25 protein-coding genes are annotated in these 22073 nt (G+C 41.4%); 7 read left to right on the top strand and 18 right to left on the bottom strand.

Going from position 1 to position 22073, the window contains the following annotated elements; translation table 11 throughout:
• Positions 1-91 precede the first annotated feature (91 nt).
• Positions 92-1147, top strand: a complete 1056-nt coding sequence (gene ytvI / locus J2S25_RS14885) for a sporulation integral membrane protein YtvI (RefSeq protein WP_307192274.1) — start codon at positions 92-94, stop codon at positions 1145-1147.
• A gap of 57 nt (positions 1148-1204) precedes the next feature.
• Here ytvI and J2S25_RS14880 read toward each other — a convergent pair whose 3' ends face one another.
• The 8 genes from J2S25_RS14880 to cyoE all read right to left on the bottom strand — a co-directional run bounded on the left by J2S25_RS14880 (position 1205) and on the right by cyoE (position 9090).
• A complete protein-coding gene (locus J2S25_RS14880) occupies positions 1205-2383 on the bottom strand; it encodes a GNAT family N-acetyltransferase (protein ID WP_307192273.1) in 1179 nt (392 codons plus the stop codon).
• A 61-nt stretch (positions 2384-2444) separates the two neighbouring features.
• Positions 2445-2909: a DUF420 domain-containing protein gene (locus J2S25_RS14875; RefSeq protein ID WP_044391541.1), complete on the bottom strand. Its 465-nt coding sequence runs from the start codon at positions 2907-2909 to the stop codon at positions 2445-2447.
• Between the two features lie 142 nt (positions 2910-3051).
• Positions 3052-3963 carry a cytochrome c oxidase assembly factor CtaG gene (gene ctaG, locus J2S25_RS14870; RefSeq protein ID WP_044391540.1) on the bottom strand — a complete coding sequence of 304 codons (912 nt, stop codon included), beginning with the start codon at positions 3961-3963 and terminating at the stop codon, positions 3052-3054.
• Positions 3964-4122: 159 nt separating this feature from the next.
• Positions 4123-4458, bottom strand: coding sequence for a cytochrome c oxidase subunit IVB (gene ctaF / locus J2S25_RS14865; RefSeq protein WP_307192272.1), 336 nt, complete (start codon positions 4456-4458; stop codon positions 4123-4125).
• Between the two features lie 4 nt (positions 4459-4462).
• A complete protein-coding gene (locus J2S25_RS14860; protein WP_044391538.1) occupies positions 4463-5092 on the bottom strand; it encodes a cytochrome (ubi)quinol oxidase subunit III in 630 nt (209 codons plus the stop codon).
• Entirely contained in the window at positions 5092-6963 is a 1872-nt protein-coding gene (gene ctaD / locus J2S25_RS14855; RefSeq protein WP_307192271.1) for a cytochrome c oxidase subunit I, read from the bottom strand. Before ctaD ends, J2S25_RS14860 begins: the two co-directional genes overlap by 1 nt.
• A gap of 31 nt (positions 6964-6994) precedes the next feature.
• Positions 6995-8068, bottom strand: a complete 1074-nt coding sequence (gene coxB / locus J2S25_RS14850; RefSeq protein WP_307192270.1) for a cytochrome c oxidase subunit II — start codon at positions 8066-8068, stop codon at positions 6995-6997.
• Between the two features lie 98 nt (positions 8069-8166).
• Positions 8167-9090: a heme o synthase gene (cyoE, locus tag J2S25_RS14845; RefSeq protein ID WP_044391532.1), complete on the bottom strand. Its 924-nt coding sequence runs from the start codon at positions 9088-9090 to the stop codon at positions 8167-8169.
• A gap of 599 nt (positions 9091-9689) precedes the next feature.
• Here cyoE and J2S25_RS14840 point away from each other — a divergent pair.
• Positions 9690-10646 (top strand): COX15/CtaA family protein, encoded by a 957-nt coding sequence (locus J2S25_RS14840; protein WP_044391530.1) that lies wholly within the window; start codon positions 9690-9692, stop codon positions 10644-10646.
• Positions 10647-10689: 43 nt separating this feature from the next.
• Here the strand turns inward: J2S25_RS14840 and J2S25_RS14835 are convergent, their stop codons facing one another.
• A complete protein-coding gene (locus J2S25_RS14835; RefSeq protein WP_044391528.1) occupies positions 10690-11898 on the bottom strand; it encodes an FtsW/RodA/SpoVE family cell cycle protein in 1209 nt (402 codons plus the stop codon).
• Between the two features lie 150 nt (positions 11899-12048).
• Positions 12049-12330: an Fpa/YlaN family protein gene (locus tag J2S25_RS14830; protein WP_044391526.1), complete on the bottom strand. Its 282-nt coding sequence runs from the start codon at positions 12328-12330 to the stop codon at positions 12049-12051.
• Between the two features lie 470 nt (positions 12331-12800).
• On the opposite strand from J2S25_RS14830, the gene J2S25_RS14825 reads away from it, so the two are divergent.
• Positions 12801-13301 carry a peptidyl-prolyl cis-trans isomerase gene (locus J2S25_RS14825; RefSeq protein ID WP_307192269.1) on the top strand — a complete coding sequence of 167 codons (501 nt, stop codon included), beginning with the start codon at positions 12801-12803 and terminating at the stop codon, positions 13299-13301.
• 67 nt (positions 13302-13368) lie between these two features.
• Here J2S25_RS14825 and J2S25_RS14820 read toward each other — a convergent pair whose 3' ends face one another.
• Entirely contained in the window at positions 13369-14709 is a 1341-nt protein-coding gene (locus J2S25_RS14820; protein WP_044395052.1) for a PhoH family protein, read from the bottom strand.
• Between the two features lie 169 nt (positions 14710-14878).
• Between J2S25_RS14820 and J2S25_RS14815 the strand changes: the two genes are divergently transcribed.
• Positions 14879-15466 (top strand): YhcN/YlaJ family sporulation lipoprotein, encoded by a 588-nt coding sequence (locus J2S25_RS14815; RefSeq protein WP_044395050.1) that lies wholly within the window; start codon positions 14879-14881, stop codon positions 15464-15466.
• A gap of 25 nt (positions 15467-15491) precedes the next feature.
• On the opposite strand, the gene J2S25_RS14810 is transcribed toward J2S25_RS14815, so the two are convergent.
• On the bottom strand, positions 15492-15947 hold the full coding sequence (locus tag J2S25_RS14810) for a pyridoxamine 5'-phosphate oxidase family protein (RefSeq protein ID WP_044395048.1): 456 nt from the start codon (positions 15945-15947) through the stop codon (positions 15492-15494).
• 156 nt (positions 15948-16103) lie between these two features.
• Between J2S25_RS14810 and J2S25_RS14805 the strand changes: the two genes are divergently transcribed.
• Positions 16104-16304, top strand: a complete 201-nt coding sequence (locus J2S25_RS14805) for a YlaI family protein (protein ID WP_044395046.1) — start codon at positions 16104-16106, stop codon at positions 16302-16304.
• Positions 16305-16377: 73 nt separating this feature from the next.
• Here the strand turns inward: J2S25_RS14805 and J2S25_RS14800 are convergent, their stop codons facing one another.
• From J2S25_RS14800 to typA, 3 genes are read right to left on the bottom strand one after another with little or no spacing between them, the layout of a single operon-like run.
• The gene (locus tag J2S25_RS14800; RefSeq protein WP_044395044.1) at positions 16378-16671 is read right to left on the bottom strand and encodes a hypothetical protein; all 294 of its coding nucleotides are present in this window, start codon (positions 16669-16671) and stop codon (positions 16378-16380) included.
• Between the two features lie 11 nt (positions 16672-16682).
• On the bottom strand, positions 16683-16997 hold the full coding sequence (locus tag J2S25_RS14795; RefSeq protein WP_044395042.1) for a YlaH-like family protein: 315 nt from the start codon (positions 16995-16997) through the stop codon (positions 16683-16685).
• Positions 16998-17016: 19 nt separating this feature from the next.
• Positions 17017-18852, bottom strand: a complete 1836-nt coding sequence (gene typA / locus J2S25_RS14790) for a translational GTPase TypA (RefSeq protein ID WP_044395039.1) — start codon at positions 18850-18852, stop codon at positions 17017-17019.
• A gap of 148 nt (positions 18853-19000) precedes the next feature.
• Here typA and J2S25_RS14785 point away from each other — a divergent pair, with 148 nt between their 5' ends.
• Entirely contained in the window at positions 19001-19186 is a 186-nt protein-coding gene (locus tag J2S25_RS14785) for a DUF5325 family protein (RefSeq protein WP_044395036.1), read from the top strand.
• A 472-nt stretch (positions 19187-19658) separates the two neighbouring features.
• Here J2S25_RS14785 and J2S25_RS14780 read toward each other — a convergent pair whose 3' ends face one another.
• Together J2S25_RS14780 and J2S25_RS14775 are read right to left on the bottom strand one after the other, a co-directional pair.
• The gene (locus J2S25_RS14780) at positions 19659-20462 is read right to left on the bottom strand and encodes an inositol monophosphatase family protein (RefSeq protein ID WP_044395031.1); all 804 of its coding nucleotides are present in this window, start codon (positions 20460-20462) and stop codon (positions 19659-19661) included.
• A 188-nt stretch (positions 20463-20650) separates the two neighbouring features.
• Positions 20651-20845 carry a YkzI domain-containing protein gene (locus J2S25_RS14775; protein WP_307192268.1) on the bottom strand — a complete coding sequence of 65 codons (195 nt, stop codon included), beginning with the start codon at positions 20843-20845 and terminating at the stop codon, positions 20651-20653.
• A 165-nt stretch (positions 20846-21010) separates the two neighbouring features.
• On the opposite strand from J2S25_RS14775, the gene J2S25_RS14770 reads away from it, so the two are divergent.
• Entirely contained in the window at positions 21011-21631 is a 621-nt protein-coding gene (locus J2S25_RS14770; RefSeq protein WP_044395027.1) for a YktB family protein, read from the top strand.
• Positions 21632-21711: 80 nt separating this feature from the next.
• Here J2S25_RS14770 and J2S25_RS14765 read toward each other — a convergent pair whose 3' ends face one another.
• Complete coding sequence (locus J2S25_RS14765) at positions 21712-21993, bottom strand: UPF0223 family protein (protein ID WP_044395025.1); 282 nt, start codon at positions 21991-21993, stop codon at positions 21712-21714.
• Positions 21994-22073: the final 80 nt, after the last annotated feature.

Genomic DNA, 22073 nt, shown 5'->3' with positions numbered 1-22073 from the left:
AGTAAATGCATACTATAATTTAAATGTTAAGGAATTTTGTTGATTTGACCAAATCTGAATGACTCCACACGAGTATAGAAAGGAGCTCCAATTGTCCGGTATTCTCACAAAACGTACGGTAATTATCACTTTTATCACTATCTTTGTAGCAGCCATTCTTTTTATTATCATTCCTGTGTCGATTCCGTTAATCGCTGCATTGATCACCGCCCTCTTTCTTGAGCCGGCAGTGGTGTATTTTCAGAAAAAGTTTGCGAGCAGCAGACGGCTGGCTGTACTGATCATTTTCCTTCTATTTTTCTTTCTTATTTTAGTTATGGGCTATTTCCTTACAACGACGGCAATAACAAAGGCAATTGATCTTATAAATAATACACCAGTCTATATTAATGATATTACCAATGCCTGGTATATGGTCGAAAACAAATTCGTGGAAGCTGCGAACGACCTTCCCGCAGAGGTGATCATGGAAATTAGCAACAGAGCCGAGGACTTTGTTAATAATCTCAAAAATGACATGATCGCTTTTATTAATATAAATAATTTAAAAGTATTGTTGACTTATATTCCGAATTTTCTGATCAGTTTTCTTGTTTATTTAATTGCCTTGTACCTGTTCTTGCTGGAACTGCCTTCCTTACGAAAAAATGTCTATAATCACTTAACAGAAAAAACAGCGGATAAAGTTCATTTCATGACGTCGCGGCTTTCCTATGTTGTATTCGGATATATTAAAGCCCAATTCTTAGTCAGTGTGATTATTTTCACCGTTGCCTTGATTGGATTGCTTTTTCTCACACCAAAATATGCTATTATCATGTCAGCGATCATCTGGATTATCGATTTCTTCCCGCTAATTGGCTCAATCGTCATCCTTGCACCTTGGTCTATTTTCCACCTTGCGACTGGAAATATCGCACTTGGGGTCCAACTTGCTGTTTTAGCCGCAACCTTACTGATCATCAGACGGTTAGTTGAACCAAAGGTGGGCGGTCAAATCGGACTGTCTCCCTTGGCTATATTAATTGCCCTGTACCTTGGATTAAAGCTTTTTGGTTTCATAGGCTTAATCATCGGTCCGCTTCTTGTGATCGGTTTTAATTCGGCGAAAGAAGCAGGGATCATTAAATGGAAATTTAAAATTTAAACACGTAAAAACCTGGAAGTCAACACACCGGGTTTTCCTGTTTTCTATTGTAAATCGTTAAAAGAAATCATAAAAGAGTGGTTTGAAGGCCGGGATGAGCTTCTCAAGCTCATCCACTTCTTCCCAATCTCCTTTTATAAGTTCCAATTCGTTCAATTCGTAAGGCCGCTTATAACCGAATAATATTGCCGTTAAAGAATTGATGTTCATTTGCAATCCGCGTTTTGGAGCCGTGAGACAGGAAGCCCCTTCTTTCACCGGATAAAACTTGATGCCTTGATTGCTTATCAAATAAGTGCCATTATTCCAGGGAGCAGCGCTGTCATCGAGGTGAATGAAAACTTTTTTGTCGATATCACTAAACAAAAAGGGATAGCTGGACAGTGCCTCTTCGGCATTAACGATCCTCCCCATAAAATAGGGCGTAATCTCTGTTTTAAGCATAGGCTCTTTTAAAAAATACGGAAACGGATCATGAACGGATACCTTCAATTCCACTTTGTCCACCATAGAATCATGCTGGCAGACAAAGTTCCAAAGGCCTTTTCTCGCTTCATTGGTTAAGGAAACATATTCCTCCACCTTCATGATCTTATCCTTAACCTCGTAGATGAGGTAACCGGCTGGGACATTGGTTGAATCGTAATAGACAGCGGCGAAATTAGAGCCATATACACTCGATTTCCACCAATCAATATCACGTGCTAACATACCGCTATGCATAGCGGCATACTGACGATATACTGTTTCGATATCAAGAGTATGATCCTTCTCGGTATGGCGACCAATTTTTCCAGGCTGGATATCCAACGGCTTTAAATGGACCTTTTCCACTGTCACTTTCTTGTTATCAGAAATAATTTCCCAGCCAAACCTTCTGTAAAAATCGATTTGGAAAGGATGAAGGAAAGAAACAAGACTCCCATCTTGGTTCATATCTGCCAGCGCCCTTTTCAATAGGGCATTTACATGCCCTTTGCGCCGGTATTCAGGATAGGTAGCCACACCGGCGATTCCGCCCATTTTCCACTCTGTTTTTCCCAGCAATACCTTCAGAGAAAGAATATGCAGTTTGGATGCTAGCTCTTCTCCTTCGAAAATCCCTAACAACCGATGTTTTTTCAACTTTTCCAGCCTTTTTGGAATATCACTTTCCGGCACACTGTACTGAAAAGCATACTCGGATAATTTGATTGATTGCAGATAATCATCTAATGTTAAAACTTTGATCTCCATGCAATTGGATCCCCTTTCAGTCACTTGATAGGTTGCTTCGGACAGCTTTGTCGAGAATTCCCTAAGTTCCGAGAATCGCTTTGATGACTGAAGTAGTTTCTCCGCCCTTATAAAATACATAAAGAAGCAGATATACAGCTACACCTGTGATACCGGTAAAAAACCAGGTAACACTTGTTATCGGACCAAATTTCCGATGGCGCTCTAGTTTATTCTTGTATCCTGAGTAAAGAGAGATGATTCCAAGCACTGCTCCAGTTGTTGCAAGTGAAATATGGAAAATCAAAAATAAGGTATAATAGATCTTGATATCAGCTGGTCCACCAAAAGATGTGTTACCAATGAAAATCGTTCTTGTAGCGTAAATGACAAAAAAGATCGTCGCAAATATTCCTGCAAGGGTCATTGTCACACGATGTTTATCAATTTTTTTTTGTTTTATCTGTACCCAGCCTATTGCCACTGTAATGGCGCTGAGGACAATAAAGGTCGTGCTGATCGTAGGTAAAATTGGTAAATTCAACATTTCATTTCCCTCTCCATTCGTATTTCTCCATACAGTTAATTTTATGGGACATTCCCCTATTTTTCAATCTTTGATTACCTAAATCACAGGAAAAGCACTAAAAGAAAAGCTTCCTCTCCTAAAGGAAGCTTTTCCAATTCATTTATTTTAATGGCTGTGGAGCGCTGGCAAAATTGATGGCATCCTGTTCAGCTTGTCGTGCCTCTTCATTCCGGAACCACTGGAAGAATGCATATCCGAGGAAAATACCATACACGATTTCCTGGATTACCTTCATGATGACCCCGCCAAGCTGTTGGTCATGCAAAAGCGAAATAGAACTGAAAGTTTCTGGTCCGCTGAGATTTAAACTCGATAGAGTGGACGGCGGTACACATAATTTCAATGCTTCTCCCCATGCATTCGGATCTGAAAAAGTAGCATACATTGGTGTGTCTGCAAAAATAATTAATGCACAAGCCGGGGTAATCAATACACCGTCCGCAAAGATATAGCCCATTTTTTTCACGCCCGATAATGTTTGATACTCCTCCAGTTTATTGACCAGAGGCCACCACATGAACATGGCCAGTACAAAAAGCACGGATGTATAGCCGGCATGCAGCCAAACATTCGTTTTGACAAAATCAAAAATCAGTGGAATATGGTAAATAGAGAATACTCCATTAAACATAATCAAGGCAATCAACGGCTTGGTGAAAAAGCGCACCAAAGGCTCGACTGCCGGCAGGGAAAGCAGGGAACGCCATAGCCAATCAGGCAGACCGAAAATCAACAAGGGCGGTACCACAAGAAAAAGGACAGCCATCTGGATCATGTGCATGTAAAACGTAATATGGGCCATTAAATCGACAGGTGATCCCTTAATGGTATACAGCACAATAATGGCAGATGTAAAATAAGCCGCCTGTTGCCATGTAGCCTTCGTTCCTTCTTTAAATCGGCGATAATATTTGAATACCAACAAGTAATAAGCAACTAATAGAGCGGAAAGCACCATAAACAAATCCGGACTCCACATGGCCCTGAACCCAAATATTTCTAGAGTAAGCATTCTGGTTTCACCTCGTCCTGTTTTCTAACTTTTCTTACATTATACTTCCATCAGGTATGCAACATCAATCATTCAGTACTTTCATAATTCCCTTACAAGCGACACTTAAAGAAAAAATCGACTAAAACAGCCGATTTTTCTTCAAATGATTCTTATGGCTTACCACCAGATTATGGTACTGAATGCTAAGATTGTAACGGCACCTACTAGGACACCAGAATACAGGAATAATGAAGGTGCTTCATGTCCTTTGTGACTCATGTGCATAAAATAGTAGAGCTGGAAAACCACCTGAATGACAGCAAGCAAAATGATGAATGGAACGGTGAACCAGCCAGAAAATCCTTCATATCCAACTGCCACAAAGGAAACAATTGTCAGAAAAATCATCAATGTAAAAGAAACAATTTGATATCTCATTTCTTCGGCATTTTTTTTGCGCCGATATTCAGTGTCTACACTTGGGTTCCCTGAACTTGATTGTTGATTAGCCATCAGTTTATCCCACCATTCCCATCAGATATACAACCGTAAAGATGAATACCCATACAACGTCGATGAAGTGCCAGTAGAGACTAGCAACATAAAACTTAGGCGCGTTGTATAGATTCAACCCACGTTTGGAATTACGGATCATCAATGTTGTGATCCACAGCAGTCCAAATGCTACGTGACCTCCATGAAAACCGACCAGCGTATAGAAGGCCGACCCGAACGCACTGCTAGTGAAGGTGTGGCCAAATTGATGTACATAGTGGTTGAATTCATAAATTTCAAGGCCGAGGAAGGCAGCACCAAGAGCTACTGTTAAACCTAACCAAAGCTGCATTTTTTTAAATTGAAAATTCTTCATGTGGTACATCGCATATACACTTGTCAAAGAACTCGTTAAAAGCAGCATCGTTGCAGCAAAAGCAAGTGGTATTTCAAAGAGATCTTTAGCTAATGCATGGTCTGCACTAGGCACCTTATCTTTCAACGCCAGATAGGTCGCAAATAAAGTTGCGAACAAAACTGTTTCCCCACCAAGGAAGAACCAAAAGCCCAAAAATTTGTTTTTTGCTTCGAGGGTTGCTTTTTCAGGCTCGGCAGGCCATGTTTCATACGTGAATCTTTCTTCAGCTTGCATTATGCCTTTACCCCCTTATCTTTATCATCATCTATTAAGTCTTCTTTATGAATATGGAAGCCATGATCATCTTTAATCGAACGGACAAACATTGCTCCCAATGTCACGGCCATGCCAAGAATCAGTACTGGCAAGCCCCAGCTCGTTTCTGCATGGTACATTGTTCCAAATGCTGCAATGAAGAGTCCAAGCACAAGCACGAATGGAATAAAGGAGTTGTTTGGCATATGAATATCGCCAATTGGTTCTGCTGGCGTCATCCCTTTTTTGCCTTCCATTTTTTCCAGCCAATAAGCATCCAAACCACGAACTAATGGCAGCTGTTTAAAATTATAGAATGGCGGTGGGGATGCAATTGCCCACTCAAGGGTACGGCCATCACCCCATGGATCATTGCCAACCTTTTCGTTTTTAACAGTTGTTGTGACAACGTTGACCAGCAGGACCAATACAGCAACTCCCATCAATGCCGCTCCAATGGAACTGACGAGGTTTCCTGTTTCCAGTCCCTGTCCAGGAAGGTATGTGAAGATACGCCGTGGCATACCCATCAATCCCAGGAAGTGCTGGATGAAGAATGTTAAATGGAAACCAATCAGGAATAACCAGAAAGTGATTTTCCCAAGCGTTTCGTTTAGCATAGTACCGAACATTTTCGGCCAGTAAAGGTGTGCACCTGCAAACAGTGCGAATACTACCCCGCCTACAATAACATAATGGAAGTGAGCGACAACGAAATAGGTATCATGGTACTGATAATCAGCCGCAGCTGTTGCAAGCATGACACCAGTTACACCACCTGCTACGAATGATGGGATAAATGCTACAGCCCAGAGCATTGGCGTCGAGAACTTGATGCTTCCCCCCCACATTGTAAATAACCAGTTAAAAATCTTGATACCAGTTGGCACAGCAATCGCCATGGTTGCTACCGCAAAAATGGCGTTTGCGATCGGTCCAAGACCTGTTGTAAACATATGGTGAGCCCATACCATGAAACCTAGAAAACCAATCAAAATGGTTGCAAATACCATGGAAGAGTAACCAAAAAGCCGTTTTCTAGAGAAGATTGCGAATATCTCAGAGAAAATACCGAAAGCCGGCAAAATTAAGATATAAACTTCCGGATGACCAAAGATCCAGAAAAGGTGTTCCCAAATAATCGTGTTCCCACCGTTTGCTACATTAAAGAAACTAGAACCGAACATGCGGTCAAAAATCAATAAAAACAGGCCTACTGTCAAAGGAGGAAATGCAAACAAAATCAGTGCAGATGTCACAAATGTAGCCCAAGTGAACATCGGCATTCTCATATAAGTCATCCCCGGAGCGCGCATGTTAATGATCGTAACGAGGAAATTGATCCCTCCTATAAGTGTTCCCATACCGGAAATCTGCAAACCAAGCGCATAGAAGTCGATCCCATGCGTTGTAGATGTTAAGGATAAGGATGCATAAGAAGTCCAGCCAGCATCAGGAGCTCCTCCCAAGAACCATGAAAGGTTCAGGAATACTCCGCCGAAGAAAAACAACCAAAATCCTAAAGAGTTCAAGAATGGGAACGCAACGTCACGCGCACCAATTTGAAGCGGCATAACAGCATTCATGAATGCAAATACTAGCGGCATAGCTGCAAGGAAGATCATCGTCGTTCCGTGCATTGTCAGAATTTCATTATAGAATCCTGCGCTAACAAAGTCGTTATTCGGCACAGCTAGCTGGATTCGGATAAATAGCGCTTCTAGCCCTCCAAGAAGGAAGAAGAATCCACCAGCGATAAGATAAAGGATAGCAATTTTCTTGTGGTCAACTGTTGTCAGGTAATCCCACAATGTTGCGCCAAATCCTTTTTTCTGAGCATAGGTACTCACAGTTTTACCTCCCTTTCAAACAAATTCCCTTTTATTTCTGAACCTTCAAGCCCATCAGATACTCAGCCACTGCGTCTAGTTCTTCTGAAGAAAGTTGTGGATACTTTTCAGTCATCTTATTCCCTGGCTTATATGCCTCTGGGTCTTCAATCCATTTCTTCACATTTTCTGCAGAATGATCAAGAATACCAGCAACACGGGAACGGTCACCGAAGTTAGTCAGGTTAGGACCAACACGCGCTGCTTCGGGAGCCGTGTTTGCAGGAGTTACAGCGTGACATCCAATACAGCTGTTATTGAAGATTTCCTGTCCTTGCTGAGCACTTGCTGTTTCAGCTTTAGCAGGTTCTTTCACTGCTTTCATGCTTGCAACCCATTGATCGAATTCATCACGTGGCAGTGTCTTTACTTTGAAGTCCATCAATGCGTGTGAAGGGCCACATAACTCAGCGCATTTTCCGTAGAAAAGGCCGCCAGCTTCATCCGCTGCCTTACTGTCGAATTCAAGCCAGAATTTATTAACATTCTCGGTGTTTGTATCCATCTTTCCTCCGATTGCAGGAATCCAGAAAGAGTGCTTTACATCGGAAGCCTTCAGGTTAAAGTAAACCTTTTCATCTGTTGGCACGACCATTTCTTGACTAGTGATAATTCCTTCATTTGGATATTCAAATTCCCACCAATACAGACTTGCACGGACATTGACTACTAGCGCATCCGTTTTACCATCTGCGTTTTTCTTGTCCATTGGAGATACATCCGCTAACTTGAAAGTTTGAGCCACAGTTGGAACAGCTAAAATTAAAAGCAATAAGATCGGAATAACAGTCCAAAGGATCTCCAGTTTGTGGCTGCCTTCAACCTGCTTTGGAATTTCGTTGTCATTTTTCCTGCGGAATTTTATGACAACATAAATAAAGATAATTGTGACGACTGCAATTACTCCCACCATAATTGCCGTGCTCAACAACATGAGTTCATACTGAGATTGAGCAACCTCACCTGCAGGTCTTAACGCAGACAAGTATGGCTCACCACAGCCTGACAAGACTAATGCTATCAATGCAAACAAGGATAGCAGACGCCATTTAGCAAGCATCTTCATAGCTAATTTAAACCCCACTTTCATAAAAATTTTATTTAATTTGGTTTATAAATATATGGAAAAATCCTCGCTTAAAAGAGAGAATCTCCTAACGAAGGTTAGATGAGTGTGACAATTACCATAGCGACAAATAGCACCGTTAAGTATTGTAAAGAATATACAAACATCAGTTTTGCCCATTTGATATCATCTTTAAGCTTTTCCAGATAGATCCCCAACACAATCCATCCTACATTCAGGGTAGTTGCCAGAATCAAAAATGAGATTCCAAGCTCCTGGAGGAAAAACGGCAATGGCAATAAAGCTGCGATCCAAAGGTAAATGGATTTCTTTGTCGCTTTGAATCCCTTTACGACAGGAAGCATCGGGATACCAGCGGCGCGATATTCTTCTGCTCTTCTCATGGCTAGAGCATAGAAATGAGGAGGCTGCCAAACAAAAACGATGGCAAAAAGCATCCAAGCCATTAAATCAAGGTTGGCATCGATTGCCGCCCAGCCAATTAACGGTGGTATCGCACCTGAAATACTCCCGACTATTGTGTTGGAAACATATTGTCGCTTTGACCACAAAGTATAAAGCACTACATAACTAAAAACTCCAAACAAGCCGATAACAGCAGCAGTTATCGTAGTCGTAAACAAAAATGCAGTACCGATTCCGATCAGCAGGAAACTCATCAGCGCCACTTTACCTGGCTGGAATTTTCCGGTAACCGTTGGACGGTCTTTTGTCCGCTCCATCAAATGGTCGATATCTCGATCAATATAGTTATTCAGGCTGCATGAACCGGCAACGATTAAGGATGAACCGATCAGAGTCGCAAAAATTAAATCAATATTATCCAGGAAACGGGCGCCACTAAAGTGAATGGCAAGCCATAATCCAGTAAAAGTGGTCATTGCATTAGAATTAACAATGCCTACTTTAATAAGCGCAAGAAAGTCTTTCAGCAGTGTCTTCTCCACAGCTGGCTGTCCGCTCTTCAAAACAGCTTCTGATAAAGCTTTCGAATTAGACATCCATATCCTCCTCCATCCCCTTTTCTTCCAAATTCCAGCTGCGAATTTTTCTCAAAAAGAAGCGTATTGTTAACTTACTATTCCAAATAGTTTTCACTATTATCAACGTGTTAAGACTGTTAAATGTTTGTGTAGAAAAATAAACCCTTTATTGTCTATTAAATCACACTTCACCCCTTTTTTGTGAACTTTTTTTGAATAAAGTATGACTAATTTGTGTCCTACCGCCATTATCCATAAAGTTTATTTTTATTGCAAGGAATTTTACCTACACTTGGAATGGTTAGCAATTAGGCTATAAATACCTGTGATTGCCTATTCTTGGATAATATTCTTAACGTAGGCAAACACCTGTTGTTAGGTACCCTTTTCGGCGCTAATTACACTCTTCCTATACAAGCCGCAAAAGCTGCCAGAATATCGGTATTGATAAAAACCTTTCTATTGTGTAGTATCTAAAGTATTGTTTTCTATTCTTTTTCACGAAACTTCGTTATTATTGAAATAGAATTTTAAATAGTTCGGCAAGTTACTTTCATTATACATGTCAAATGTATTTTTTGACAATTCATCAAACTTTGAATGAGCAGGTGATGATCATGAATCGTTTCCTCAAGTGGCTGGCTGTCTTAACCACAATCGGGATGCTATTTGTATTACTCGGGGGAGCACTGGTAACCAAAACGGAATCCGGAATGGGATGTGGAAGATCCTGGCCGCTTTGCAATGGGGAATTAGTCCCGACAGATATAACACCAGCGTTGGTCATTGAGCTAGCACACAGAGTGATATCTGGAAGTGTCGGCTTCATGGTACTGATTTTATCGATCTGGACATGGAAAACGATCGGACATATCCGCGAAACGAAATTTCTGGCCATTTTATCCTTTTTCTTTTTAGTACTGCAGGCCTTGATCGGCGCAGCAGCTGTTGTCTGGGGACAATCCGGTTTTGTTCTTGCCCTCCATTTTGGCATTTCGCTCATTTCTTTTGCATCTGTTTTATTGTTGACCTTACTTATCTTTGAGGTTGATAAAAAGTTTGCGGCAGAAAAATTAGTGATTGATAAAAGAATGAGATTCCATATTATCGGACTGTCCGTCTACAGTTATCTTGTCGTTTACACCGGTGCCCTAGTCAGACATACGCACGCTAGCCTTGTTTGTAAGGATTGGCCATTGTGTACCAATGGTGGTTCCTTCCTTCCTGCCAATATATACGAATGGGTACAGATGGGCCACAGAGCTGCCGCGGGATTCATTTTTGTATGGATCGCGTATGTAACCTATATTACCGTAAAACATTACCAGCATGAAAGAGTACTTTACTGGGGATGGATTATTTCCATGATCCTCGTTTCTTTGCAGGTTATTGCCGGTGCTTTAATTATCTATACAAGATTGAATTTGTATATTGCGCTTGGACACGCCTTCTTTATCTCAATGTTGTTTGGTGTATTCAGTTACTTCCTGCTGCTAGTTTCCCGAAGCAAGAAGAATGAACAAGGAGCTCAAAAACATTCTGTCATCGACTTATCGCCAGCATCCGTAAAATAAAAAGCTGCAGCCAAAGCTGCAGCTTTTTATTTTGTTTATTTCATTATGTCCTGAACTTAAAGGTATTCTGGTTTCCCATTGCAGCGGAAGGTTTCTGCTGGGATACTTTGTCTTTCTTGTGTTTTTCTTCATAATGAACAAACATGGAGATATTGACTAAAATACCGGTCGCGATTGCGAGCTGAATCATCGAAGAACCTCCATAACTGACAAAAGGCAGCGGCACCCCTGTTAACGGGATGACACCAGACGCACCACCCAGATTGACAAATGACTGGATCCCAATCATGCTCGAAATTCCAATGGCAAGCAAACTCCCGAAAGGATCTTTACATTTAAGACTTATATGGATGCCTTTTAAGACGATGAAAGCAAGGCTCAGCAATACGAAGCCTACCCCGAAAATTCCAAGTTCCTCAGAAATGATGGCAATGATGAAATCAGTGTGCGGTTCAGGAAGATAGCCTAGCTTTTGCACACTTTCCCCAAGGCCAAGACCTTTTATCCCACCAGAACCAATTGCGTAGTATGAGTTGGCCAGATGGTAACCAGTATTTTGTTCATCCATAAACGGGTTGCTGTATGCCGTAAATCTGCCTATTCTTGTTTTGGAAAAAATTTCATCTTGCAGAAATATCACAAATGGAGCCAAGAATGCTAATCCGAAGAAAATCAGCTTAGTGATATTTTTTAGATTCATTCCAGAAGAAATGATAATTGTCGCTGCAATCGCAAAAATAATCGCCGCAGTACCGAAATCCGGCTGGATCGCAACCAGCATGCAAACCAAGATTAAATAAACAAGTGGCGGTACTACTCCCTTATTGAATTGGTTTATATATGCCTGTTTCTTAGCATAAACCGCCGATAGATAAATAATAACGCTCAATTTGGCAAATTCCGATGGCTGAAGGCTCCTTGCCCCAAGCTCAAACCAGCTTAACGCATTGTTCGTCACTTTCCCGAATAAAAACAATGCACTCAGTCCTACGAGGATAAAGGTGACCATCGGCAGCAATAGCCGAGTGCTTTTCATTGCCTTATAGGGGAATAACGCTGCAAGGATAAACAAAACAGCTGCTATTAATAAATTAAACTTTTGTTTTTGAAAGAAAAAATCACTTGGATAGTCATACCTTTGAATGGCGGTGACCATGCTGGCACTGTAAACCATGACCAGTCCGAACAAACATAAGAGCACGACAACAATGATCAATGAATAGTCATAGGATTTCAGTATTTTTTTAAACATTGTCTCTTCTCCATCTTCTAAGTTGTTTTATCTATTCTACTACAAGTTAAAAAATCCTGCCTTCCTTTAACGAAAAGTTATTAATTTTATCATTTCATAATTAACAAAAAAACTCAAACATCCGCCGAGGTTTGTTTGAGTTTTTTGGATTTATTTTTTTAACGAAGCTTCGTGTAAAATAGAAAGTTCTCTTTCCAACTGGGCAAGAATTACTTTCCCTTCTGAAACTTCGATTAAGCCGAGTCTCACTGCAAAGTCTATCTCTCTTGATAAACCGAACATTTGCGTATCTAAAACCTCTTCATAAAGAGGGCATTGAGGCATTGTCAGGTTATCCATTTGCACTTTGATCAGCCTTAAAATTTTATCAGCGTCAGCCTTTAATAAGGCATGGGCTCTTTCCTGATGGTTAATAATCATATCAGACGCCAATTTCATCCCCCCGTTTCCGAGCGATTACCCAATCCTTTAATAAAGTTTACCCTTATGCGGACAAAAATGCAAGAATATTAAGGATGTAGAATGAACGGAAATCTCTTTCAGAAAAGCTTAAATGACTTTCCTTCCAATTATCGGTATAATGAGAAAAGCGCAAGCGCCTTGATCAGCCCCGACAAGCACTGGAGGGCCGCCCAATGAAGTCGTTCTTTGACTTCATTGGGCGGACCGAAGAAGAAAAGTATAGCCGACTGCCCAGAAACGCAGAAACTGGAGACTCCTCCGGAAGAAACGATTTTTGCTTCTGCCGGAGGAGTTGAAGTTTCGGAGTTTCTAGGAGGCGACACTAGAACAGCGACTCGAGGGGCTAGGCGCTGGAGCTAGACAATTCTCAAAGAAATTTAAACCTTCTTATTCTTTGAGAAAAGCGTGTGTAAAAATACCGATCTAGTCAGGAGGAAATTATGGAATCCATTATTTTTATTCGAGGTAAAGTCAAATTTAACATCACTTTAGACCCTGGCGTATGGATTTTCGATGACAGAAAAGCAGATTTAAATACATATTTTACCAAAAAACAAGAAAACGAAGATGCGATTGAAAGGTACACAAAAGCAATATCCAACCAATGGGACCGAGAAATTATGGAGGGGGCTGTTTATCCGCCAACGCTTAAAACGGAAGTGAAATTCGAGAAAGAAAAAGTCTTAACAGGTACATTCGGCATCCCTTTCCAACCATTTCTTAAAAACGCTGAACCCGAATCAGGGGCAAAAAATGTGGTAATTGAGTACGGTGAAAACGAGCAGGCAGTTCTTTCTATCGAAGAGGCTTACGGGATCATCCTTGGTTTTTCAAAGGACGGCAAACCATTAAGAGAAGATGGACCAGTGCATGTATATTACCAGGACGGGTCCAATAAAGATCATCCAATAAAAAATGTTTCCGGCTTTATTGTCGAATGATGAAAAGAGACAAAAGCGGACATCCAATCGGATGCCCGTTTTTTTACATTTTGTTTGGTACTTACGCTTATTTCAATAGATCAGCAGCCAACTGGGCTAGAGGCGATCTTTCTCCTTTAACGAGCTGTATATGACCAGAAATTTGCTGGTCCTTGAACTTCTCCACAACATATGTCAACCCGTTGTTATATGCATCTAGGTACGGATGATCAATCTGATCAGGATCACCCATCAGAACAATTTTGCTTCGCTCCCCAACCCTCGTCAAGATCGTTTTCACCTCATGTTTGGTTAGATTTTGTGCTTCATCAATAATAATGAACTGATCCGGTATACTTCTTCCTCTAATATAGGTAAGGGCTTCGACCTCGATTGACCCCATTCCTGCGAGGATTGCATCGAGTTCACCAGGTTTTTTCGTATTGAATAGGTACTCTAGATTGTCATAAATTGGCTGCATCCATGGCCTGAGCTTTTCCTGTTTTTCGCCTGGTAAAAAGCCAAGATCCTTGCCGACAGGCACAATCGGCCTTGCGACAAGCAGCTTATTAAAAAGGTTCAAGTCTTCCGTCTGAAGCAAACCGGTTGCCAATGCAAGCAGCGTTTTGCCTGTGCCTGCACGGCCGATCAATGTAATCAAAGGCATGTCTTGCCGTAACAGCAATTCCATGGCCATGATTTGCTGAACATTTCTCGGTCTGATTCCCCAAATTTGTTTCCCCTCATGCTCAAAAACAAGTTTTTTTACTTTTTTCTTCTTAGGATCGATCATCCCGATTGCGGATGCAGAACTTCCTAGTATGTCTTTCATGATCACAAACTGATTAGGATAAAAAAAATTTTGACCGTTTAATTCAGAGATATCCACTTCTCCTTTTTCATAAAAACGGTTTAGCAATTCAATTTCTAAGTATATTTCTGCATAGCCGGAATAAAGATGGTCCATTTCAACTACCCTGTCGCTCAAGAAATCCTCTGCGACTAATCCTATTGCATCTGCTTTTACCCGGACTAACGCGTCTTTGCTGACAAGAATTACTGTCTTGCCATTCTCTTTCGTATCTTCTTCAAGGCTGAGGTTTTTAGCGACTGCCAATATTCGATTGTCATTGGTATTTTCAACAAATATTTCCTGCAGTTGGTGGAAGGATCGATGGTTCAGTTCGATTCTCAGCGTCCCACCTCCCTCCAGATTGATTTTTTCATGGAGCTTACCTGTTTCTCTCATCCCATCTATCAGCCTTGAAACATGGCGTGCATTACGCCCTATCTCATCCATATATCTTTTCTTTGAATCCACTTCCTCCAAAACAACAGCAGGTATGACAACTTCATTGTCTTGAAACGAAAAAATCGCATGCGGATCCTGTAGTAAGACGTTTGTATCCAGTACGTATATTTTACTCAAATTGATGCCTCCCGCCTTCTTGATCTCGACTTCGGCCTAGTTAACAGCCTTGACCGGGACTTTGGTAAAATATATGACTTTCTGAATAAAGATAGAAGATATTTCGCACAATAACCTTTGAGCACTTCTTTTAACGGGATTTTGCAGAATAACGATCCGGAGGGATTTCATGATGTTAAAATTCATTACAGCAATTTCGTTAGTTTTGCTGTTGACGGCATGCAATGGGCAAAATAGGGCAAATGATAACGACAATAATCAGAGGGTAAAGGTGCAGAATAGTACAGTTGAAGGGGTTGACCGCCAATCCGGACAGAAGATTTCGCGTCACCTAGTAAATTTGACAACCACTATTCCAGATGTAGATGATGCTGCTGCAGTAGTAATTGGCCGTTATGCTATAGTCGGAATCGATGTAAACGATAATATGGAGCGGTCAGAAGTGGATACGGTTAAGTATACAGTTGCCGAGGCATTAAAAAAAGATCCGGATGGTGCCACCGCAATGGTTGTCGCTGACCCGGACATCACTGCAAGATTAAAGGAAATCGGAAAAGATATTCAAAGTGGACAGCCCATCATGGGAATCCTTAATGAATTAGCGGATATCACCGGAAGAGTCATGCCAGAGGTTCCCGCAGACATGATCGATCCACAAACGAAGAGTCCAACGGAAGAACCGAAAAAGAGACTGGACCAGGGCGAGAAAAAACAGCTGGAAAAGGATCAGCAGAAACAATCGAACTACCATAAATAGCCATGAAAAAAGCTTAGTCAATTGACTAAGCTTTTTTCATGGCTTCCATTACTTGCTTATCGAGACGTGCTGCTGCATCCTTATCATATGTCTTGTCATATTGAGGTTCTGCGACGATTTTCGAGCCATAGAACATGACATCCCTGACTTCGTTGATATGGATCTCAACCAACGCCAGCTTCAACGGGACTCCTTCAAGTTTTTCCTGCTTGATGCTTGCTGTTCCACTGATTGAATAGGTAGATTCATTCGCAATCAGGTTCATGACCACCTTGTTATTGGTTTTTATGTTCTCGATGATTCGAGAGCGCTTATCGATTGCGAAATAAATGGTCTCTTCGTCCTTTGCAAACACCCATGAAATTGCGCTGACATTTGGACCGCCGGTTTCATGATCCACTGTCGCCAAGGTGACAAAACGTTCTTTTTGAAGTATATCGACCAATGGTTTAATTAGCTTAGGTTCTACTTGATTTGCCATATCCATCCTCCTTAACCTATCATAATAGTACTACGAACCGTTATTTTGGGGCAAATCAAACGATTCCCCTTTTACCGGCTGTAAACAATGATATACTATAATATAATCCAAACTCAAATAGGCTAGGGAAGCTAACGATTGATAAGAGGTGCAAGTATGAGAGTCAAGTGTGTATTATGCGACAAAATCGAAAATATCAACAGTGACACCCTCCAGGCGAAAAGGCTTCGTAACCGCCCGATCCATACATATATGTGTGAAATCTGCCATGAGCGTATCGCCGAAAAAACCAACAACCGAATTGCGACTGGAAATTTCAAATTATATCGCAGCCGAGTAGAAAAAGATGACTGGTGATTTTGAGTGAAGCCTCGTATGAGACCCAGGAACAGATTTAAAGCAAAAATCCGCCAAGCATTTGGCGGATTTTTTAGTCTTCTACTGGATAGGTGATATATTTATCGGGTTCCTGGCTGATTTGATCAAGCATTACTTCGATCAGGTCACGCGGAAAACGGTACTCTTTTGTGTTTCCATCTTGCACAACTGTAACATAATACATCAGAGCGTCCCGTTTTAGCTCTTTTGAGTCAACATGATGTTCATCGGCAAGAATCTGCTCGAACAATTGGGTAGTATCTGCGGCTGCAGTATCGTCTGGACGGGCATCGCTGACAATTTTAATGGTCAGCCAATTATAAATAGCATCCTGGAGTGACTTCATATCCTCAACTCCTATTTAAGATTTGCTTCTGTTTTTTTATGCTCGCGCAGCCTGAGTTTGTATATGATCAGGATGAGCGCAGCAACGACAAGTCCTTCCGTGATAGGAAGAAAAATAGCAAGGAAGGTCAGAACGGTAGAGCCCAGTAATAAAAATACGTAGATGATAATACTTTTAAGTACCGGCAGCTTCTGTGCGAATCCAAGTTTGTAAACGAGGATGCTCAAAGCGGCAATGGTGAGATATAGCATCCACATTCCAACTGTCGGATTGTCATCTACCCTGAATAACGCTGCAAAAAATGATAATCTCTGGCTTACATCCATCCTTCTTCCCCCTACTTACTTAAGCATCAGCGAATTTCTTCTTTTTGGCATGTCTTTCACGCTCGTTCTTATCAAGTATTTTTTTGCGGAGTCTGATTGATTCTGGTGTAACTTCGCAATACTCATCATCGTTCAAGTATTCTAATGATTCTTCAAGAGTCATAATTCTTGGTTTCTTGATGACAGAAGTTTGGTCTTTATTTGCAGAACGAATATTCGTTGCTGCCTTTACCTTCGTGATATTAACGGTGATATCATTTTCACGTGTGTGCTCGCCAACGATCATGCCTTCATAAATTTCAGTCCCTGGATCTACGAAAATCGTTCCGCGATCCTCTACCTGCATGATTCCGTAAGTAGATGACTTGCCGGACTCCATTGACACTAGCACTCCTTGACGACGTCCGCCTACCTGGCCTTGAAGCATTGGCTGATAGCTGTCGAATGTATGATTAATGATACCATATCCGCGTGTCAACGTTAAGAATTCTGTTGTGTATCCGATAAGTCCGCGCGCTGGCACATTGAAGATCAAGCGAACCTGGCCGCTTCCACTATTAATCATATCAAGCATTTCGCCTTTGCGTGCACCGATCGATTCCATGATGGATCCTGTGTGTTCTTCTGGTACATCAATTTGAACTCGCTCTACTGGTTCACATCTTACTCCATCAATTACCCTTACTATAACTTCTGGCTTTGATACTTGCAGTTCATAGCCTTCACGGCGCATATTTTCAATCAAGATCGACAGGTGCAATTCTCCACGGCCTGAAACAATCCAGGCATCAGGTGAATCGGTATTGTCTACTCTTAAACTCACGTCCGTTTGAAGCTGTGCACGAAGTCTTTCTTCAATTTTCCTCGAAGTCAAGTATTTTCCCTCACGGCCTGCAAAGGGACTGTTATTGACAAGGAAGGTCATTTGAAGGGTTGGTTCATCAATCCGTAAAATAGGCAGTGGATCCTGATGATCGAAAGGACATACTGTTTCTCCGACATTAATGTCTTCCATTCCGGATAATGCTATAAGTTCACCTGCATGAGCTTCCTGGATTTCCTGACGTTTTAGGCCGAAGAAACCAAAAATCTTCGTAACTCGAAATTGTTTTACAGATCCGTCAAGCTTCATTAGCGCTACCTGCTGGCCTACATTCATCGTACCGCGGAAAACACGTCCGATTCCGATTCTGCCGACATAGTCGTTGTAATCAAGAAGTGCTACCTGGAATTGAAGAGGCTCGTCTCGATTATCAATTGGAGCAGGGATATGGTCAATGATTGACTCATACAAGGCCTTCATGTCCTCATCCTGTTTTTCAGGGTCCAGGCTCGCTGTTCCATTGATCGCAGATGCATATACAACTGGGAACTCAAGCTGATCTTCATCTGCTCCAAGTTCGATGAACAAGTCCAGTACTTCATCCACAACTTCTGAAGGTCGCGCAAAATCGCGATCAATCTTATTTACAACAACAATTGGTGTTAAATGCTGTTCCAGTGCTTTCTTTAAAACAAAGCGCGTTTGCGGCATGCAACCCTCGTAGGCATCAACAACTAGCAAGACGCCGTCCACCATTTTCATGATACGCTCTACCTCGCCGCCAAAGTCAGCATGTCCAGGTGTATCTAAAATATTAATTCGTGTATCATTATAGGAAATAGCTGTATTTTTCGCGAGGATGGTAATTCCTCGTTCTCTTTCCAAATCATTTGAATCCATTGCACGCTCTTCGACATGCTCATTAATACGGAATGTGCCTGATTGCTTTAGAAGCTGGTCAACCAAAGTAGTTTTCCCGTGGTCAACGTGGGCAATGATCGCTATATTTCTAATATCATCTCTTAATTTCAACAAAGTCACCCTGCCTTTAATAAATTTATCTATTGGCTTTTTACATAACTTATATATTATATCACAATTAAAGTAGAAACCGATACGCATTTTAATGTACAATAAAATATATTATTATTTGTATCATAGTCGAATGGGAGGAATCAATTTGCAGCAGATTAAATGGCCATTACTATTTTTCGCATTTGCGGCCGCTTCATGCATGATCGGTATCGGTATTGCAATCGCAGAAAGAAGCGCTGCCGGAGCGATCGGCTGTGCCATCGCACTCGTGCTTGTTATGGGATTCGGCTTTAAGAAAAAAAAGAAGATGAGAGAAGCAGGAGAGCTTTAAGCAAGAAAAACGCAAGTCCTTGTTCAGCCCCGACAAGCGCTGCCGTCTTCTATAACCCATGTCCTGTGCCTCGGAGGGCTGACCGAAACGAAAAATTAAAACGGCTGCCCAGAAATGCAGTTGAAGTTTCTGCATTCTGGGCAGCGACACTAGACAAGCAACTCGACGGCAGTTTCTTGACAACTTTTCCTTCCCCTACCCCAAACCTGTCAAATTAACCACGCTTTCTTGACAACTTTTCGTTCCGCCATCCCAAACCTGTCAAAATAACCATGCTTTCTTGACAACTTTTCGCTCCGCCACCCCAAACCTGTCAAAATAACCCGATTTCCCCCCCATCACCTACAATAAAGAAACCAGTGCAAAATACACTGGTTCTCATTACCTATTTCCTGGCGATTAAAAATGTTAATATTTGGATTGGATGGAATAAGAAGGAATTCGATCTCCGCCATATCGACACAAACGAGGTTCACCATTTTCCATCCTTTAAGTAGTTTCGCAAAATATAACCGTGAAGCCCAGGTTTTGCAGCAAACAAGGAATTCTGTTTCAGTATATCCACTTCTTCCCCTCTGAGGTTGGTTGCCTTGCCGCCTAGTTCCTTGATCATGATGATTCCTGCTGCAATATCCCATGGTGCTAGCCGTGGAGTTATATAAGCATCAATTCTCCCAGTAGCGACATAAACCATTTCCATCGCTGCTGAACCATATGATCTGGTTCCTCTAACATCTTTTACGAGGGGTAGCAGCAATTGATGATCGATCCGTTTATTTGGCGCTACCCATGTAGCGTTAAGCGCAATGATTGCTTCGCTGATCTTTGCTTCCGTCAGTTTCGGAATGGGCTTTTCGTTTAAATAAACGCCATTGCCTTTTATACAATGGTAAAGCTCATCATGGACGACATCATAAATGAGGCCGATCAATCCTTCCCCATCAAAATAAATTCCGATTGAAATCGCAAAGTTCCGCTGCTGATGGACAAAATTCATCGTTCCATCGATCGGGTCTATGATCCAGACTGTTCCTGTCAGGTCGGTAACATTATCTCCATAGCCTTCTTCACCGATTATTTTATGGTCAGGGTATGTTTCTTTGATTTTTTTGATAAAAAATTGCTCTGTTGCCTTGTCTAGATCCGTCACAAGATCATTTGGATTCGACTTAGAGGTCACATTCAACGTCTTTGAAAAGGAAGCCCTGATATGATCGCCAGCTTCTCTGATCCACTTTTTTGCGTATGTATCGATTTCTTTTAAGTTCCATTCCATTCCATTTCCCTCGATTCATTTTTTCATTTTTTGAGGAATCTTTTATAGCTTATCGGATTTGCTTCCCTTTCATCAAGTATTAGGATTTCCCTTGTCAAGCGAATACATGAGCTCAGAACCAGAAAAAACGAACTCCATTAGCTTAAAAGGAGTTCGGAAAAGGGGGCAGTATTGTTGAGTTTCCCTGATTATAAAGCCTCTAAACGTACTAGTTCTTGTCTAATTCTTTCCAGTTTCTGTTTGCATTCCATCATTTTCGGTTTATCGGAGTCTTCCATCGCCTCAAAAAGTGTCGCTAATTCATAATCCATTTCCAAACGGAGGACAGCTGTTCGCTGTAGCTCACCATTTTTTATTCTTGTTGAATTTATGAGTTGTTTCATTTATTTTCCCTCCTCGATTCTTTTCGATTTTTATTCATTTTATGAAATAGCATTTGCCAATGGTACAAATATGTGCGTTTACCCAGGTCTCCGAAAAGGCCATTCGCTTCAATTTTTCATACACTTTTGCTACAATATTCGACAAAGGACTAGGAGGTTTTTAAATTGACATTTCAAGGATTCGAACAAGCAGATTTCGATGTTTTTCAAATCGATGGTCTCGATGAACGTATGGAGGCCTTAAAATCCCAGATTCGCCCAAAGCTAGATCAACTTGGCCAGCACTTCGGCCCAACGCTTTCCACTATGGCCGGGGAAGAAATGCATGTTCATGTCGCCAAACATGCTAGAAGAACAAAGAATCCTCCTAAGGATACTTGGGTCGCTTTTTCCAGCAATCCAAGAGGATATAAAATGCAGCCACATTTCCAGATTGGCCTCTGGGAAACACATGTATTTGTCTGGTTCGCGGTGATTTACGAAGCTCCTGCAAAGGCGGCCATCGGAAAAAAACTGGAGCAGGATCTTGAATCCATTTTTACTCGTACTCCAAACAATTTCTTTTGGTCCAGCGATCATATGAAGCCAGAAGCCATCCAGCATAGCGAACTTTCCAAAGAAGAACTTCTGTCGATGTTCAAGCGTCTCCAAACTGTAAAAAAAGCAGAAATCCTTTGTGGATTAACCATTCCACGCGAGGAAGCTATCAAGTTAAGTGGGAAGGAACTGCTTTCGAAAATAGAGTTTGTATTTAAAGAAACATTACCCCTATATAAAATCGCTTAAACCAAGAAAAACGCCTGAAAAACGATCTTATGCAAGAAAGAGCCCATTTTTTCTTGGGCTCTTTCTTGGTTTCCACTCGATTATCTTTTCGGTGCGACTTTTATCTTTTGACCGCTCTCATTTTGTTTCATTTCTTTAATGGCCTCGTATGATACATACCCGCTTACTTCTTCAAAATCCTTGAAGAGCTTCTTTTCTTCTGCTTTTTGCGGGACGATCTCCTTAAAACGTCTGTAAGCTTGCAACAGAGTGTCGCGATCGATCCCTTTTTCATAAGCTTTTTCAATGCACTCGTAAAAGTGGATGACGTCGACCATTTCATCGGTTGACCATGTGTAATCAATTGGATATTGGTATTCCATCGGCTCACCTGCTTTTTCACTGTACCAGGTTTACTTCCCTGTCAGTCTCGTTTGTTAATCGATTGTATCGTTATTTTACA

This window comes from Mesobacillus stamsii, from assembly GCF_030814065.1.
GTDB classification, from domain to species: Bacteria; Bacillota; Bacilli; order Bacillales; family Cytobacillaceae; genus Mesobacillus; species Mesobacillus stamsii.
This window is presented reverse-complemented; position numbering and strand designations above follow the sequence as displayed.

Excerpts from the sequence above, each read along its gene's own strand:
- J2S25_RS14880 (WP_307192273.1), bottom strand. The coding sequence starts at position 2,383 with ATGGAGATCAAAGTTTTAACATTAGATGATTATCTGCAATCAATCAAA.
- J2S25_RS14875 (WP_044391541.1), bottom strand. The coding sequence starts at position 2,909 with ATGTTGAATTTACCAATTTTACCTACGATCAGCACGACCTTTATTGTC.
- ctaG (WP_044391540.1), bottom strand. The coding sequence starts at position 3,963 with ATGCTTACTCTAGAAATATTTGGGTTCAGGGCCATGTGGAGTCCGGAT.
- ctaF (WP_307192272.1), bottom strand. The coding sequence starts at position 4,458 with ATGGCTAATCAACAATCAAGTTCAGGGAACCCAAGTGTAGACACTGAA.
- J2S25_RS14860 (WP_044391538.1), bottom strand. The coding sequence starts at position 5,092 with ATGCAAGCTGAAGAAAGATTCACGTATGAAACATGGCCTGCCGAGCCT.
- coxB (WP_307192270.1), bottom strand. The coding sequence starts at position 8,068 with ATGAAGATGCTTGCTAAATGGCGTCTGCTATCCTTGTTTGCATTGATA.
- cyoE (WP_044391532.1), bottom strand. The coding sequence starts at position 9,090 with ATGTCTAATTCGAAAGCTTTATCAGAAGCTGTTTTGAAGAGCGGACAG.
- J2S25_RS14840 (WP_044391530.1), top strand. The coding sequence starts at position 9,690 with ATGAATCGTTTCCTCAAGTGGCTGGCTGTCTTAACCACAATCGGGATG.
- J2S25_RS14835 (WP_044391528.1), bottom strand. The coding sequence starts at position 11,898 with ATGTTTAAAAAAATACTGAAATCCTATGACTATTCATTGATCATTGTT.
- J2S25_RS14825 (WP_307192269.1), top strand. The coding sequence starts at position 12,801 with ATGGAATCCATTATTTTTATTCGAGGTAAAGTCAAATTTAACATCACT.
- J2S25_RS14815 (WP_044395050.1), top strand. The coding sequence starts at position 14,879 with ATGATGTTAAAATTCATTACAGCAATTTCGTTAGTTTTGCTGTTGACG.
- J2S25_RS14810 (WP_044395048.1), bottom strand. The coding sequence starts at position 15,947 with ATGGCAAATCAAGTAGAACCTAAGCTAATTAAACCATTGGTCGATATA.
- J2S25_RS14805 (WP_044395046.1), top strand. The coding sequence starts at position 16,104 with ATGAGAGTCAAGTGTGTATTATGCGACAAAATCGAAAATATCAACAGT.
- J2S25_RS14800 (WP_044395044.1), bottom strand. The coding sequence starts at position 16,671 with ATGAAGTCACTCCAGGATGCTATTTATAATTGGCTGACCATTAAAATT.
- J2S25_RS14795 (WP_044395042.1), bottom strand. The coding sequence starts at position 16,997 with ATGGATGTAAGCCAGAGATTATCATTTTTTGCAGCGTTATTCAGGGTA.
- J2S25_RS14780 (WP_044395031.1), bottom strand. The coding sequence starts at position 20,462 with ATGGAATGGAACTTAAAAGAAATCGATACATACGCAAAAAAGTGGATC.
- J2S25_RS14775 (WP_307192268.1), bottom strand. The coding sequence starts at position 20,845 with ATGAAACAACTCATAAATTCAACAAGAATAAAAAATGGTGAGCTACAG.
- J2S25_RS14765 (WP_044395025.1), bottom strand. The coding sequence starts at position 21,993 with ATGGAATACCAATATCCAATTGATTACACATGGTCAACCGATGAAATG.